Origin of the sequence: Anabaena lutea FACHB-196 (genome assembly GCF_014698305.1) — a bacterium.
Lineage (GTDB): Bacteria > Cyanobacteriota > Cyanobacteriia > Cyanobacteriales > Nostocaceae > Anabaena > Anabaena lutea.
Genome location: NZ_JACJST010000029.1, coordinates 1 through 17,048, shown reverse-complemented (window position 1 = coordinate 17,048; position 17,048 = coordinate 1). Strand labels below are relative to the sequence as shown.

Genomic DNA, 17,048 nt, shown 5'->3' with positions numbered 1-17,048 from the left:
AACTATGAAGAATTAAATTTGAGTATAGGAAAAAACAAAAAGGTTGACGGTGCTTTCTTGATTTTTCAGGTGTATTCTTAGGTAATCAGTTTTTGTTTTTCCGGCATTGGGTAGGGGAAGGTAGATGATCGTGACACAAGATAAAGCCCTAGCAAATGTTTTTCGTCAGATGGCGACCGGAGCGTTTCCGCCGGTTGTGGAAACGTTTGAACGCAACAAAACTATCTTTTTTCCCGGCGATCCTGCCGAACGAGTTTATTTTCTTCTCAAGGGTGCTGTGAAACTTTCCAGGGTGTACGAGGCAGGAGAAGAAATAACGGTAGCGCTGCTGCGGGAAAATAGTGTGTTTGGTGTGTTGTCACTGCTAACGGGTAACAAGTCTGATAGGTTTTACCATGCAGTCGCTTTTACGGCTGTAGAATTGCTTTCAGCACCAATTGAACAAGTGGAGCAAGCTCTTAAGGAAAATCCCGAATTATCCATGTTGATGTTGCGAGGTCTGTCTTCACGGATTCTCCAGACAGAGATGATGATTGAAACCCTCGCTCACCGAGATATGGGTTCTAGGTTGATAAGTTTTCTGTTAATTCTTTGTCGAGATTTTGGTGTTCCTTGTGCCGATGGTATCACTATTGATCTGAAGTTATCTCATCAAGCGATCGCTGAAGCAATTGGTTCTACTCGTGTCACCGTCACCAGGTTACTCGGAGATTTACGTGAGAAAAAAATGATTTCGATTCACAAGAAAAAAATTACTGTGCATAAACCTGTCACCTTAAGTAGACAATTTACTTAAAAACTACTGGGGAAATGAGTTGGTACAGGTTTTGTTTTCAGAAAGGACACCCACAATCGGAGGTAAATCTAAAAATTGAGTAATTTCTGGCCTTGCCAATCTCTATCCCCCACCAGAACAGGGTTGAAAGTAGTAGGCTGTATCTGGAAGCATTATGCCGACAGCACAATACGTGAACGGTAGCTGAAGATGACCACTGGGTACATCCTCATCGCAGCAATTTTAATTTTGGGAGGCGTAATTGCCACCGTGGGCGATCGCATCGGCACACGAGTTGGCAAAGCACGTCTCTCACTGTTCAACCTTCGTCCCAAAAAAACGGCAGTACTAGTCACTATTTTTACAGGTGGTTTAATTTCCGCCTCAACTCTAGCGATTTTATTTGCCGCTGACGAAGGATTGAGGAAAGGGGTTTTTGAGTTAGAGGATATTCAAAGAGACCTCAGAAACAAGCGAGAACAACTAAAAACGGCTGAAACCCAAAAAAGCCAAGTAGAAAATCAGCTAAACCAAGCTAGAAAAGACCAAGCTCAAGCACAGCAAGATTTACAGGAAATCAATAAGTCATTGCAAGCGGTCAATGTCAAACAAAGAATCACGCAAGCACAACTCAACCGCACCATTAGCCAACAAGCTAAAACTCAAGCTCAACTCCAAGGAACTCAAAGCCGACTGGGTGAAGTAGTTGTTCAGTACCAAAAATCCATAGCTGAACTACAGAGTCTTTATAATCAAAGAAAGGTATTGCAAGCTGCTGTTGAACAATTAAAGACAGAACGTCAGCGACTATATACAGAAGCAAAAAAAGCTATTGATGAAGCGAAGACAGCTATTGAAAAACGCGATCAGAAAATTGCCCAGTTAGACCAACTTATTCAAAATCGTAATCTAGAAATTCAAAAGCGAGAGCAAGTAATTGCTACAAGGGAGTCTCGCCTCAAAGAATTAGAAAAACAGCAAGAATATTTAGAGCAGGAAGTTGCAAGGTTAGAAAAATATTATCAGTCCTACCGTGACCTACGTTTAGGTAAGCTGGCTTTAGTTCGCGGACAAGTCATAGCATCTGGTGTAGTTCGCGTCACTCAACCGCCTGCGGCTCGTCAGGTAGTTATACAAATTCTACAGGAAGCTAACCGCACTGCTAATATTCAATTAACTGAACCTGGAACAACTCCTGGAAATACGGAACTATTGCGTTTAACCCAAGACAAAGTTGAGCAACTGATCAAGCAGATTGATGATGGTCGAGAATATGTGGTGCGGATTTTCTCGGCAGGGAATTATGTTAGAGGAGAAAAGCAGATAGAATTTTTTGCTGATGCATCGCGGAATCTGTTGGTATTTTCCACAGACCAGGTATTGGCAACAACTTCTGCTGATATGAAAACTATGACATCTTATCAACTGCGGCAACGAATTGATTTACTAATTTCCGCTTCTCAATTTCGCGCCCGAAATGCTGGCATAGTCGAAACTGTGCAAATAGATGGGACTTTTTTACGCTTTTTTAACCAATTGCAGCAGTTTGAGCAACCTGTGGAAATTAAAGCAATAGCGGCGGCTGATACTTATACAGCGGGTCCGCTGAGAGTCAAACTAGTAGCAATATTTAATGGGCAAGTTATTTTTAGCACGTAAATTAGGTGACAGGTGACCGATGGAGAGACGCGGGGACGCGGAGATGGGGAGATGGAGAGATGGAGAGATGGAGAGATGGAGAGATGGGGAGACGCGGGGACGCGGAGAGATGGAGAGATGGGGAGATGGGGAGATGGGGAGATGGGGAGACGCGGGGACGCGGAGATGGGGAGATGGAGAGATGGAGAGATGGAGAGATGGGGAGATGGGGAGATGGGGAGATGGGGAGATGGGGAGATGGGGAGATGGGGAGATGGGGAGACGCGGGGACGCGGAGATGGGGAGACGCGGGGACGCGGAGATGGGGAGATGGGGAGATGGGGAGATGGGGAGATGGAGAGATGGGGAGATGGGCAGAGAATAATTATTACCAATGACCAATGACTAATGACTAATGACTAATGACCAATGACTAATACACAACCAGCAATTTTAGGCTTTGATCCCGGTCGAGATAAATGTGGTGTGGCAGTGATGGGACTGGATCGGCAACTGTACTATCATCAAGTTGTTCCTGCTGCCGATGCGATCGCTCACATTGAATCACTGCGTCAAAAATTCCCAGTTTCCTTAGTAGTCATGGGCGACCAAACTACCGCCAAAAAGTGGAAACAGCAATTAAATCAGGAATTAACAGACAAGCTGAATATTATTTTAGTCGATGAGCGCTATAGCACTTTAGAAGCACGCGATCGCTATTGGCAGATGTTCCCACCCACAGGAATCACCAAACTATTACCCAAGGGAATGCGTCAACCACCACGACCAATAGACGATATTGTGGCTATTCTCTTAATTGAACGCTACCTCAATCGCTTAACTGCCAATAGTTCTAATGACCAATGACCAATGACTAATAACTAATTACAATTCAGCCCGAATAGTAAAAGCATAATCGCCCCCTGGTTCTAGCTGGTAATCTTGTTTTTCCAAAAAGCGGCCGAGAGGTTCTTTGATTAAAGCGCGACCTTGGGAAGGCTTCACAGATAGTTCTCCCCGGCGGAAATGCCATTGAAAATGCCATTCAAAATCGCCTGCGCTTACTTCACCTTCAAGAAAGCCATGTTGCCAAGATTGGCGGGTGATTCTGACATTGGCGGTTGTTTCTGGTAGACGTTTAGCACTCACTATGCTTTATGTCGAGTATGGGATAACAGTCAACCATGTAGGTTACTTAATCTTTATGTACCAAAAATCCCTGAAATTGACAAATTGGCAAAGGGGAGCCGGATGAGTCAAATTGTAGCGGCTACACGAACAGATAAACCTTTAAAACTCTTGCTTCCAGCATTCCAGCAAGTCTCTATTTACCAGTTGATCTCCCTCGTTCCAACTAAATACTCTGACAGGTTCTCCTACAGATACATCTGGATTCTGTGGCAAGTCCTTTTCTGGAACTAGAAGATCCATCACATTTAGTTGCCATTGTTCTGTTACTGCGTTCTCTTGTTGACCCCACAGATAAAACGTATCATTGAGCAGGAGATGTACTCCAATTCCTTTTTCGGTTGCATTTTGTGCCACATCGCTCACTAGGGAATGTAAGTCACAGGTAATTGATGTAGTCACAACACCTAAAACTACTACTTTGGCGCTTACAAGGACTGCTGTTTCAATTACTTTTTCAAGATGCTTGATTATATCGTTTGCCTTTGATTCATCTATTACACGCCAAGACTTACATTCAGCAAGTATTAAAACATCTTTAACAAGGATAAATAAATCAATTTCTGCGAAGGACTGCTTTTCACCTAAGTGTGAAATGTCTCCTCCTAGTTGAATATATCCAGAAGAAGCAAGCCAGGATAAAAAAACTGCTGTTGAGAGTACAGCCTGTCCACCAGTCTTGAGAAACCGGGTTGCTAATTCATTAGGTTTATATGCAAATTCTAAACTAGTCAAGCTTTCTAACTGGAAATTTTCTGCACAACCATTACATTCAACAAATTCGTTAACTTTTTCAAGCTTGTACCAGTCTTCTAATCCACAGGTTGGGCATTTTAGAGGGTGTCCTCGGTATAATAACCCTGCTTCCAATAATGCCGGAAGATTTTGCTTGACTATCTTCCTTGCATCTCCCTGACTTAGATTTAATTTTTGTTTTAAAAAACCCTCTATTTGTGAACACTTTAATCCACTTTGTTCAGATTTATGTGAATGCTTTAATTTATTTCCATCTAATTTATTGATTTCCGAGGATTCACTAGTACCAAAAGCCAAAAATATTTTGGCTCCACCTGACATAATTAAATCTCTAGTTTTATCAAAACCTCCAAAACGTTTAATAAATCCTTTAGCATAGCGAGTATGATCATTTAATTCAAAAAATAAACCTTTACTTTTTAACCATCTTGCAATAATTTCTTCGCTTTCAGGTAAATATATACGGCATTCTGCGTTAGAGTAAACTAACCCTGTCACACCCTTTTCAGCAGGTCGCACAGGTTGTGTTTTCTGCTGTTGCCAATCTTTTGAAGAGTATTGAGAATTTTCTGAATATTTAATTTCTTGTATGTGATTCGATAGGAGTACAGCAGAAGTTTGTGTAAAAGGTGCAGAAAATGATTTACCAGAGGAAAATTCAATTTCTGCATCATACCCAAAAAGATAATTAGAATTTTCGTGTCCAGAAGGTACGACGGGACTAAAGCGTATGGAGTTATCTAATGATGAAATTTCTCGTGTTGTAATAACTGCTTCGCTAGAGTAAACGTTACCTGGTTTAAAATCAAAACCGGAATTATTATAAAAAACTCTTACAAAAACTTCTTTGTTAAATTCCTGAAAAATAGTATTAATTTGGTTAGCTAATTTTCTTGATTCATCCTCTAATAAATTCACATAAATTCTCAAATGGCACATTGAAGGAAGGAAATTAGACAAAATTGAAATACTACTTTCCAAGTTCTCAAGGAAGTCTTTTTTAGGTAAAATTAACTTATTACTATACCATATATCTAAACGGCGGTAGTTCCAAAAACTAGCTGCAATATTAATTGCCTTATCTTCGTCAAGAAATAAATTACAAACTTTTTCATGATCACAAATTGACCAACCACCTGAAGATTGTGTATGTACAATCTCCTTTTTCGTCATAGAGAGTGAGTTAGTTAATATTTTTGTTGCTGTTAGTAAGCTTGCTTTTAGTAAAGCTTCAATAGAATTGATGGAAATTAATCGAGCATTTAGATGATTTCGCAGGTATTCTTGATATTGATTTGATGGTCTACCAAATTGCACAAATATCTCATGTTCAAATGTAGAATCATTTGATATTAAGCAAATATTACTGTCCGATAAGGGATTTTTGTATATAGAATTTAAGACACGAATAATATGTGGAAATTCTCTAATTTGAGAACCATTCACTGTCAGCAATGGAAGACCAAAAAGATGATCATTAAGATTAGCTATGTCTTCAATTCGCTCTGATGAAAGTTTTAAGCAAAAACTTGGAAACTCATCTAAGATTTCAGTGACATTTTCTGGAAGGTTTTGCTCTGGCAAGAAAATATAATCAGGATTAATTGACTGTAAGGCGTACTGCAAGAGGATAAGTTTATCAGTATCATCAGGTACTGGAAAGATAGCATTTGAGAAGCCCCCCCATAAATGCGTGTAAAGGGTGACGGCATTTTTCAGGTCTGTTGTGGTATTCGCTAAGTAAACTAAGCGGAGAGGACGCGGCTTTAGTTTCAGTATTGCTTCATGCTGCATATCTTATAAATTCTCACTGAAAGGTTTTGGGTACTTGATGGCACTCGTAATAATACTAACTTATGTATTAGTGTAGCCGCGACTTCAGTTGTTCGGCTTCTGATGATTCGACTATTCAAAAATAATTAAAAAAATCATACAGCGATGCCTGCTGTAAAAGGCATCGCGGATTTTAGATTTGCGATTCATCCCTAATCCAAAATCTAAAATCCTTAATCGATTTAACGATTCACCGCCGCAGCTTCCCGCGCCGCAGCTGCTTGATCTGGGTGGATACCCAAGCGTGTCAGGTTAATTCTACCTTTATTGTCAATTTCGCGCACTTTGACAATCACTTCATCACCAACTGCTACTTCATCTTCAACTTTACCAACACGATAGTCAGCGAGTTGAGAAATGTGAATCATGCCTTCTTTTCCTGGCAAAAATTCCACAAACGCACCAATAGGTATAATCCGTGTCACACGACCTACATAAACATCACCTTCATGTAGCTTGCGAGTCATGCCTTGGACAATGTTACGCGCTCTCTTCGCCCTGCTTTCATCAACTGCGGAAATGGTAACTGTGCCATCGTCTTCGATGTCAATTTTTGCACCAGTTTCTTCAGTGATGCCTTTAATCGTTTTCCCACCAGGTCCAATGACTAGACCAATCATGTCGGGATCAATCTTAATAGTCAACAGGCGTGGGGCATAAGCTGAAGTTTCAGCACGTGGGGTGTCGATAGTCTGGAGCATTTTGTCCAGAATATGCAATCGAGCAGCTTTGGCTTGATGAACAGCTTGAGCAATAACTTCCAAAGACAAACCAGATATTTTCATATCCATTTGCAAAGCGGTGATACCAGTATCTGTACCAGCAACTTTAAAGTCCATGTCACCCAAAAAGTCTTCAATACCCTGAATATCGGTGAGGATTCGCACTTCGTCCCCTTCCTTAATCAGACCCATTGCAGCACCGCTAACAGGTTTCAGGATGGGTACACCAGCATCCATAAGAGAAAGGGTGGAACCGCAGACTGAACCCATTGAGGTGGAACCGTTAGAAGAAAGCACTTCCGAAACTACGCGGATCACGTAGGGGAATTGTTCTTTTGTGGGTAAAACAGGTAAAATTGCTCTTTCTGCCAGCGCCCCATGTCCGATTTCCCGTCTTCCTGGCGCACGCATGGGTTTGGTTTCACCAACGGAGAAAGGAGGGAAGTTGTAATGATGCAGATAACGTTTATGTTGGTCTGCTTGCAAGTCGTCGTTGAGATTTTGAGCATCTCCTGGTGTGCCGAGAGTGCAAGTGGATAATACCTGGGTTAGACCCCGGTTAAATAAACCGCTACCATGAACCCGCTTGGGTAAAACGTCAACTTGACAAGATATAGGTCGAACTTCATCTAGTTTGCGACCATCAACACGAACGTTGTCTTCAACGATTTGACGGCGCATAAAGTATTTAGTAATGTCCTTAAAGGTATTACCAAGGGCTTTACTATTTGCAGTTGCGGCAGTGCGAATGGGATCTTCTTCTGGAAGAGCTTGAATTTCGTCTTTTATCTGATCCTTGACAACATCTAAAGCGGCATCGCGTTCTGGTTTAGTTAACTCAAATTGCGACAAGATTTTTTTAATTTCAGCACTAGCGCGATCGCGGATATAGTTTTCTAGTGTTTGGTCTACTTCCGGTGGTGCTTCATGCACTATCTTTAGACCCAGTTCTTCGACTAAATCTAATTGCGCTTGGATTAAATCCCGCACCGCTTCGTAACCAAAATCAATCGCCTCAATAATATCTCGTTCCGGCAACTGATTTGCCCCCGCCTCTACCATGATTACACCATCTGGTGAACCGGCGACAATGAGATCCAAATCTCCGGCTTCAATTTCTGCATAGGTGGGGTTAATAATGAAATCATCACCCACTAAACCTACCCGTACTGCTGCCATTGGTCCGTTAAAGGGAATTTGGGCAATCAGGGTAGCAATGGAAGCGCCTGTTACAGCTAGTACATCAGGTGGTACTTGCTCATCCATGGACATGGTGAAGGCAATTACTTGCAAATCATCCCGCAACCATGAAGGGAAGAGAGGACGTAGAGGACGGTCGATTAGACGGCTGGTAAGAATCGTTCTTTCTGGTGGACGACCCTCTCGGCGCATGATACCACCGGGGATTCTGCCCGCTGCATACAATCTTTCTTCATAGTCTACAGTCAGGGGAAGAAAATCAATGCCTTCTCTGGCTTGCGATCGCGTAGCTGTCACTAAAACAGCTGTATCTCCCGATTGTATCAACACAGACCCACCCGCTTGGGGTGCTAATAGTCCAACTTTGAGTCGAATATCCCGTCCATCAAAGGATATTGACTTATCAACTTCTGCCATTCAGTTTTTTTTCCTTCTATGCACGCTATTCTCTCTCTGTGGCAATCCTAACATTTATGCACTATGGACGGCTTCTGTTGAATACAAAGATAAACAAGGTTAACCACTCAGTCAACACCAAGCCCGATACATAATCAGCGCATCTACCCCATCTTCACCTACTGATATTGTGTCCGGTTAAAGACTTATAATTAGATCTGAACGCTCCAAATGGGGGAACACGGGGACTGGTCGAGTTTTTTTGATAAGTAATTAGTCGGTCTTGATATAATACCCTTTCACTTTCAGGTTGATACAGATGGACGGACGCTTTTACACGGAGATTCATTTATATAGCAGGTGACTCTTGACAGCGTGAAAAGTCTTTTGGTGTCTAGATTTTATAAATAGCTTACTTACGCCAACCTGCGCTAACAGTTTGTGTCCTAAGCACCTTGGCGGTTGCTATAGATTAGTTACAAACACCAAATTCAACATTACAGCCTCGTACCCAGCAGGTTAGTCGCATTCAAGGACGCGAGGAGTGAGAAATGCAAAAACCAAATTCAATCTTGATTTAGTCAATCATTTTTAAACTTAAAATATGGCAATTTTACACGGCAGTTGGTTACTAAAAAATCAAAATAATTGTTTATTTATTTGGGGAGAAACTTGGCGAAGTTTACAGGTGAATCTTGAATATATTACATCAGGAGAAATTCCATCACATCCCTTGGCAATGACACCAACGGAGTTAAGTGATTGGTTGGAATCGCGTAATTTAAAAATTTCCAATTATATCCAAACAATATCATCTACTGTTAGCACCATCAAAGGACGTAAAGCTACAACAAGTAAGGCAGAAAAAACTTTACCTCTACAGTCCCATGTCATTGATTTAACAACAATTTTTCTAGAAAAAGATGCTTTAATTTATCCAATACATTCAGCTAGTTTAGATATTGATATCAACTCGCCGCAATACCTACAACCTTGGAAAGTAGAAGGTTTTTGTCTCAAACCCAGCGCAGCAATTAAATTACTCACTTCCTTACCTTTGAGTTCAACTGATGGCAAAGATGCCTTTTTAGGAGGAGATTTACGTTTTTGGGTACAAGTAGCGCGTTGGAGTTTAGATTTAATCTCCCGCTGTAAATTTTTACCAACTATTCAAAAGGACTTAGCTGGTTCTATAGTTGCTCAATGGCAAGTACTTTTAGATAGTGCTGTAGACGTTACTCGTCTAGAAAATTTTGCCGCTAAAATGCCCTTAGCTTGTCGTACATATCAGCAAAATCACGAAGATATTAAAAGTAACTTAGCAGTTGATTTACCTATAGAACCACAAGAATTAATTTTGGGTTTTCTCAACAGTGTAATAGATGCCCAACTGCGCGATATGGTTAGTTATCAATCTTCAATTGAAACTAGAGAAATGATGTCTTTACCATCTGCGGTACAGCATTGGTTACAAGCTTTAACTAGTGTATCTAACACAATTAATGCAGATGCAATGGGAGTGGAAAGACTTGAAGCCGCGCTAAAAGCTTGGACAGTGCCATTGCAATATCAATTAACAGGAAAAGCTTCATTTCATACTTCTTTTCAACTGCTTCCTCCAGAAACTGGAGAAACAAATTGGGTATTGGCTTATTTTCTACAAGCAGCAGATGATTCTGAATTTTTAGTAAATGCAGCAACTATTTGGGCTAACCCTACAGAACAATTAATTTATCAAAATCGCACCATTGAACAACCTCAGGAAATATTTTTGCGAGGTTTGGGTTTAGCTTCTCGATTGTATCCAGTTATAGCCCCCAGTTTAGAAACTGAATCTCCTCAATTTTGTCATCTTACACCCATGCAGGCTTATGAATTTATCAGGTCTGTAGCTTGGAGGTTAGAAGATAGCGGTTTAGGAGTTATTTTACCACCAAGTTTAGCCAACCGTGAAGGATGGGCTAACCGCTTAGGTTTAAAAATTAACGTAGAAACACCTCAGAAAAAACAAGGACGTTTGGATTTACAAAGTCTGCTAAACTTCCAGTGGCAATTAGCAATTGGTGGACAGACAATTTCTAAAAATGAATTTGATAAATTGGTAGCTTTAAATAGTCCACTAGTAAAAATTAATGACGAGTGGGTTGAATTGCGTTCCCAAGATATTAAAACAGCGCAAAACTTTTTTGCATCTCGCAAAGAACAAATGTCTTTATCATTAGAAGATGCTTTACGTATTAGTACAGGGGATACTCAAGTAATTGAAAAATTACCAGTTGTTAGTTTTGAAGCTTCAGGTGCATTACAAGAATTGATTGGGGCATTAACTAATAATCAAGTAATAGAACCTTTACCCAAACCTGCAAGTTTTCGGGGACAATTGCGTCCTTATCAAGAAAGAGGTGCTGCTTGGTTAGCTTTCCTAGAACGTTGGGGTTTAGGTGCTTGTTTAGCAGACGATATGGGATTGGGCAAATGCGTAGCCCCAGATACATTAATAAACGTCAATGGTAAATTGCTGACAGCAGAACAAATTTGGGATTATTATGCTGCAAACATAGTTTTTGATGGTGATGGTTTTTGGTCAGAACCGAATCAAAAATTATTAGTAAATTCCATTAATGAAAAAACGGGTAAGATTATCCAAGCGCCAATTAATAAATTATATCGGCAACAGGTGAAGGAACAATTAAGAAAAGTTACACTGGAAGATGGCAGTAGTATTACTATCACTTGTCAGCATAAGTTATTGACTAATAAAGGTTGGAATAATCATTTAAATGTAGGTGATTATGTATGTGTACCTAGTAAAATCATTGGGAATGCCAAAGAACAAAAACATCAACATCATAATTTAGTCAAGTTTTTAGCTTGGCAAATTGCTGAGGGTTATGAAAATAAAGATTTGGGTAGGGTGACAATTACCCAAAAAGACCCAATGTTATTAGAAGATTTACTAAAAACTTTCCAAAAAATTAGTGGACAATATAATTTTAAAATTAATAACCCAACAATTTCTAAAAATCGGCAAGTTTATTGTCTAAGAATTGATAGTCAAGCATACCGAAGGTTTTTAGAGTCTTACGGATATAATTGGGGGAAATTATCCGCAGAAAAATCTATTCCAGATTTTATCATGCAAGCGGATTTAAAGACGGCGATAATATTTTTGCAAAACTATTTTGACGCTGAGTCTGCTGTTGTTTATAGTATGCGGAGTATTGAAATTGCTACAGCTTCATATTTATTAATTCAGCAAATTTCTACTCTGCTGCGACGATTTGGAATTTGGTTAAGAATATCATCTAAACAGAAATGTGCTACTAATGGTACTCGGACTTTACGAACCTATTATACTGGTGTTATTGGTGGTAATTCTGCCCGTAGATTTTGGGAAGAAATAGGTTTTGGTAATTCTCAAAAACAACATAAATTAGATGTAATTTGTCAAAAAATAAACAATACAAATGTAGAAGGTATTCCCGCTTCTGAGATTATAGCGCAAGCGGTGAAAACAACTAGTTTACCGTTACGTCATTTTGGAATGCACAATACTGTTTATATTAATGGTTCACAGCAATTTTCTAGAGAAAGTTTACACCCAGTTTTAATCAGCATAAACCAGATAATTAGCGGTGAAACTCAACAACAGTACCAATTATCAAAACCTTCTAAATGGACAACTAAAACTCTAGATGCTTATAATCATCTAGATATAAAACAACTAAATATAACACAGCAATACCTACAAATATTGCTAGAACAGGAAGTATATTATTGTCAAATTAAAAGTATAGAATATGTAGATTATGAAGGGTGGGTTTATGACTTTGAAGTTAGCGAACATCATAATTTTGTTGCTAACAATATTATCTGTCATAACACTGTTCAATTTATTGCTTTTCTACTCCACCTCAAAGAAGAAAATGCACTAGAAAACCCAACTTTGTTAGTTTGTCCCACTTCTGTGATGGGAAATTGGGAAAAGGAAGTGAAGAAATTTGCACCAACACTCAAAGTTTTAGAATATCATGGTGATAAACGTCCTAAAGGTAAGGCATTTACGGAAGCAATACAAAAGCATGATTTAGTAATTACTAGTTATGCACTAATTCCCCGCGATGTTAAATTATTACAAAGCATTAATTGGCAAATAATTGTTTTAGATGAAGCCCAGAATGTCAAAAATTCAGATGCAAAGCAATCTCAGGCAATTCGGCAGATAAAAACTACTTTTCGCATTGCTTTAACAGGAACACCCATAGAAAATAGATTGCAAGAATTATGGTCTATTTTAGATTTTCTCAATCCTGGTTATTTAGGTAATAAACAATTTTTTCAACGCCGGTTTGCCATGCCCATTGAAAAGTATGGTGATACAGCTTCTTTAAGTCAATTACGTTCTTTAGTTCAGCCTTTTATTCTACGACGCTTAAAAACTGACAAAGACATTATTCAAGACTTGCCAGAAAAGCAAGAAATGACAGTATTTTGTGGACTCAGTGCTGAACAAGGGCAACTATATCAAACATTAGTCGATGAATCTTTAGTTGAAATTGAATCAGCAGAAGGTTTGCAGCGTAGGGGAATGATTTTAGCCTTATTAATGAAGCTAAAACAAATCTGTAATCACCCAGCGCAATATTTAAAATTGGCAACTTTAGAAAAACATAACTCTGCTAAATTGCAACGATTGGAGGAAATGTTAGAAGAAGTTTTAGCAGAAAATGATCGGGCTTTAATTTTTACCCAATTTGCAGAATGGGGCAAATTACTCAAGCCTCATTTAGAAAAAAAGCTAAATCGAGAAATATTGTTTTTATATGGTAGTACCACTAAAAAGCAACGTGAAGAAATGATTGACCGATTTCAACATGATCCCGAAAGTCCACCAATCATGATTTTATCATTGAAAGCTGGTGGTGTTGGTTTGAATTTAACTAGAGCAAATCATGTTTTTCACTTTGATAGATGGTGGAATCCCGCAGTTGAGAATCAAGCTACAGATCGAGTATTTAGAATTGGGCAAACCCGGAATGTTCAAGTGCATAAATTTGTGTGTACTGGAACTTTAGAAGAAAAAATTAATGACATGATTGAAAGTAAAAAACAATTAGCAGAACAAGTTGTTGGCGCGGGTGAAGAATGGTTAACAGAAATGGACACAAACCAACTTCGCAATTTATTACTACTTGACCGAAATGCAATAATTGATGAGGATGAAGAATAGAACTATGGTAAAAATCTCGTCACAAAAAATATATAAACCCAGATACACATCAATAAATTATCTGCGTTTACCTGCGTTTATCTGCGGTTAATTTTTCAATAATTATCTGTTACAAAGTTTGACTTATGACTAACGATACCTTGCAAGCAAGTCGAGAATGGTGGTCACAACAGTGGCTTGATTTACTAGATGCCTATCGATTCAAAAAGCGTTTAGAAAGGGCAAGAACTTATTCTAGACAAGGAAATGTTTTGAGTATTGAATTTAAAGGAGCAAAAGTATTAGCAAGAGTTCAAGGTAGTGAAGCCGAACCTTACAAAGTTTCTCTTTCTCTTGACCATTTTAGTGATGAAGAATGGGGTTATGTAATTGAAACTATGTCCCGAAAGGCAATTTATGCTGCTAAGTTACTAGCAGGAGAAATGCCACAAAATATAGAAGAAGTTTTTACAAGTAACGGACTTTCTTTATTTCCTTTTACCCTAGGTGACGTTCACAGCAAATGTTCTTGTCCTGATAAAGTCAATCCTTGTAAACACGTAGGTGCTGTTTATTATCAATTAGGCGACCGTTTCAGTGAAGACCCATTTGTTTTATTTCAATTACGGGGACGCACAAAAGAGCAAATTATCAGTGATTTGCGGCATTTACGTAATACTAAAAATGTAGAAGTGATTCAGCCAAAATCGGATATTCAACAAGAAGTTTCTCAAACTCAATATGCTATTAAAATAGATAATTTTTGGCAATATAATGAGCCATTAGAATCGTCTTTAGTAGTAATTTCACCTGCTGTTAGTGAGACAGTGTTAGATGTATTAGGGACAATTCCTTTAGCAAAAGATGAGGAAAATTCAACTAATTCACCTGCTGGTGATTTGGTGATGAAATATTTGCAATTAGTTTATAAAGATGTCAGTCAAAAGGCTTTTTTAGCGGCGATGAATGTGGGGGAATGAATTATTCCTTCTTTCACTTTTCATTCCTTACCCATTCCCTCACTGCTTTTCTAATTGCCCTTCTACCATTTAAACGATTTTGCTCAATCAGTTTTGGTAAATATCGAATTTCTAAACTAGGAAATACCAAACTTTTCTCAGATTCCACATATTCTTCATTTTGTAAAAGATAAATCTTTAATTCTCCAAAATCATAACACCAAATCTCAGGAACTGCCAAACGAGAATAAATAGAAAACCGATTTAAAGACTTACTTTTAACATCAATTTCTAAAGCTAAATTAGGAGGTGGATCGCTTTGTAAATCTAAATCGAATCTACCTCTAACTAATGCTTCCTTTTGTTGAAAATAAAAACAATTATCTGCCTCTAAACCTGCCATTTTCCGTTCTCTCTTCCAGGTAGTTGAACCCAAACTTTCATAGTCTCAATCCAACTCTTCAGCGATATCTTTAACTGCATCACTAAATTACTTCTTTATAAGATTCGTGTTCTGGCAAGGGTGTCATAATTTCTAAATTTCCATCATCATAAGCCACTCTAGCAGCGCGACTTTCTCCTAAATCTTGCAGAAGATTTTCAAACTGTTGCCAACTAATGTTGTAAAGCAGGACTCTATCAGCGCGATGTTTGGTTATGATCATTTGTATATCTAAGAATAAAACACAAGTTAATTTAATTATAACAAGTGACAGGCGAGAGGATTAAAAATAGGATTTACAACAAATTGTAATGTGTAAAATCCCAAAACAAACCATAAAAAAGCCCTTGCTGTAAAGCAAGAGCTATAAAAACATTATATTGTCAGTGATGAAATAAATCTGATCAAAACCTAGTCTAGGTCGCCCATAGACATAACTGGTTCATTTTCGCGGTTAATACCTCTCTCAAATCCACCAGAAGCGGCGCGGGCGCGACCAGAATGCCAAAGGTGACCAATGAGGAAGAAGAAACCTAACACGAAGTGAGAACAAGCTAACCACGCACGAGGAGACACGTAGTTGAAGGAGTTGATTTCAGTAGCCACACCACCTACAGAGTTCAAAGAACCCAGAGGAGCATGGGTCATGTATTCAGCAGCACGGCGAGCTTGCCAAGGCTGAATATCATTCTTGATTTTTTCCAAATCAAGACCGTTAGGACCACGTAAAGGCTCTAACCAAGGACCACGGAAATCCCAGAAGCGCATGGTTTCTCCACCGAAGATGATTTCACCAGTAGGAGAGCGCATCAAGTATTTACCTAGACCAGTAGGACCTTGAGCAGAACCGACGTTAGCACCTAAGCGTTGGTCACGAATCAAGAAGGTTAAAGCTTGCGCTTGAGAAGCTTCAGGACCGGTAGGACCAAAGAATTCGCTGGGGTAAGCGGTGTTGTTGTACCAAACCATGACGGAAGCAATAAAGCCCATCAAGGAAAGAGCGCCCAAGCTGTAGGATAGGTAAGCTTCACCAGACCAGATAAAAGCGCGACGCGCCCAGGCAAAAGGCTTGGTGAAGATGTGCCAGATACCACCGGAAATGCAAATTAAAGCAATCCAGATGTGACCGCCGATAATATCTTCCATATTATCAACGCTAATGATCCAGCCTTCGCCACCGAAGGGAGCTTTAATTAGATAACCGAAGATAACAGCAGGGTTAAGTGTGGGATTAGTAATCACACGGACATCACCACCACCTGGAGCCCAGGTATCATAAACTCCACCGAAGAACATAGCCTTCAGTACCAACAGCAACGCACCACTACCCAAGATGATCAGGTGGAAGCCGATGATGTTGGTCATCTTGTTCTTGTCTTTCCAGTCATAACCAAAGAAAGAAGAATATTCTTCTAAGGTTTCTGGACCACGGACGGCATGATAAATACCGCCAAAACCTAGTACGGCAGAGGAAATTAAGTGCAGTACACCAACTACAAAGTAGGGGAAGGTGTCGAATACTTCACCACCTGCACCAACGCCCCAACCTAATGTGGCTAGGTGAGGTAGAAGAATCAAGCCTTGTTCGTACATAGGCTTTTCTGGAATGAAGTGAGCAACTTCAAATAAAGTCATTGCTCCAGCCCAGAAAACAATCAAACCAGCATGGGCTACGTGAGCGCCAAGCAGTTTACCGGATAGGTTAATTAAACGCGCGTTACCAGACCACCAAGCAAAACCGCTTGATTCTTGGTCACGTCCACCGCCTATGACTGATGATCTATTAGAGAGCGTTACCACGTGGTAGAACCTCCTCTGGGAATACGAACTGTTCGTGGGGTTGATCTTGAGGAGCCATCCAAGCGCGGATACCCTCGTTCAGCAAAATGTTTTTGGTATAGAAAGTTTCAAACTCTGGGTCTTCTGCTGC

12 protein-coding genes and 1 pseudogene are annotated in these 17,048 nt (G+C 39.6%); 6 read left to right on the top strand and 7 right to left on the bottom strand.

Features of this window, described 5'->3' with window-relative positions:
* Positions 1-124 precede the first annotated feature (124 nt).
* The 4 genes from ntcA (at position 125) to H6G59_RS23345 (ending at position 3,280) form a co-directional block, all read left to right on the top strand.
* Positions 125-796, top strand: a complete 672-nt coding sequence (gene ntcA / locus H6G59_RS23360; protein ID WP_016950792.1) for a global nitrogen regulator NtcA — start codon at positions 125-127, stop codon at positions 794-796.
* Positions 797-985: 189 nt separating this feature from the next.
* Complete coding sequence (locus H6G59_RS23355; RefSeq protein WP_190719164.1) at positions 986-2,434, top strand: DUF3084 domain-containing protein; 1,449 nt, start codon at positions 986-988, stop codon at positions 2,432-2,434.
* 5 nt (positions 2,435-2,439) lie between these two features.
* On the top strand, positions 2,440-2,811 hold the full coding sequence (locus H6G59_RS27490; RefSeq protein WP_190719163.1) for a hypothetical protein: 372 nt from the start codon (positions 2,440-2,442) through the stop codon (positions 2,809-2,811).
* A 31-nt stretch (positions 2,812-2,842) separates the two neighbouring features.
* Positions 2,843-3,280, top strand: coding sequence for a pre-16S rRNA-processing nuclease YqgF (locus H6G59_RS23345; RefSeq protein WP_190719160.1), 438 nt, complete (start codon positions 2,843-2,845; stop codon positions 3,278-3,280).
* Between the two features lie 18 nt (positions 3,281-3,298).
* Here the strand turns inward: H6G59_RS23345 and H6G59_RS23340 are convergent, their stop codons facing one another.
* The 3 genes from H6G59_RS23340 to H6G59_RS23330 form a co-directional block, all read right to left on the bottom strand.
* The gene (locus H6G59_RS23340; RefSeq protein WP_127053384.1) at positions 3,299-3,562 is read right to left on the bottom strand and encodes a DUF3146 family protein; all 264 of its coding nucleotides are present in this window, start codon (positions 3,560-3,562) and stop codon (positions 3,299-3,301) included.
* Positions 3,563-3,703: 141 nt separating this feature from the next.
* Positions 3,704-6,151 (bottom strand): hypothetical protein, encoded by a 2,448-nt coding sequence (locus tag H6G59_RS23335; protein WP_190719157.1) that lies wholly within the window; start codon positions 6,149-6,151, stop codon positions 3,704-3,706.
* A 221-nt stretch (positions 6,152-6,372) separates the two neighbouring features.
* A complete protein-coding gene (locus H6G59_RS23330) occupies positions 6,373-8,529 on the bottom strand; it encodes a polyribonucleotide nucleotidyltransferase (protein WP_190719154.1) in 2,157 nt (718 codons plus the stop codon).
* A gap of 583 nt (positions 8,530-9,112) precedes the next feature.
* Here H6G59_RS23330 and H6G59_RS23325 point away from each other — a divergent pair.
* Together H6G59_RS23325 and H6G59_RS23320 are read left to right on the top strand one after the other, a co-directional pair.
* Entirely contained in the window at positions 9,113-13,738 is a 4,626-nt protein-coding gene (locus tag H6G59_RS23325) for an SNF2-related protein (RefSeq protein ID WP_190719151.1), read from the top strand.
* A gap of 125 nt (positions 13,739-13,863) precedes the next feature.
* Positions 13,864-14,697, top strand: coding sequence for an SWIM zinc finger family protein (locus H6G59_RS23320; RefSeq protein ID WP_190719148.1), 834 nt, complete (start codon positions 13,864-13,866; stop codon positions 14,695-14,697).
* Between the two features lie 13 nt (positions 14,698-14,710).
* On the opposite strand, the gene H6G59_RS27760 is transcribed toward H6G59_RS23320, so the two are convergent.
* From H6G59_RS27760 to H6G59_RS23305, 4 genes and pseudogenes are all read right to left on the bottom strand, one after another.
* Complete coding sequence (locus H6G59_RS27760; protein WP_339328000.1) at positions 14,711-15,079, bottom strand: Uma2 family endonuclease; 369 nt, start codon at positions 15,077-15,079, stop codon at positions 14,711-14,713.
* 82 nt (positions 15,080-15,161) lie between these two features.
* The gene (locus tag H6G59_RS27755; RefSeq protein ID WP_339327999.1) at positions 15,162-15,341 is read right to left on the bottom strand and encodes a hypothetical protein; all 180 of its coding nucleotides are present in this window, start codon (positions 15,339-15,341) and stop codon (positions 15,162-15,164) included.
* Positions 15,342-15,529: 188 nt separating this feature from the next.
* Entirely contained in the window at positions 15,530-16,918 is a 1,389-nt protein-coding gene (gene psbC / locus H6G59_RS23310) for a photosystem II reaction center protein CP43 (RefSeq protein ID WP_190719144.1), read from the bottom strand.
* A pseudogene (locus tag H6G59_RS23305) lies at positions 16,902-17,048 on the bottom strand (photosystem II D2 protein (photosystem q(a) protein)); the annotation flags it as partial. The pseudogene H6G59_RS23305 and the gene psbC, both read right to left, overlap by 17 nt.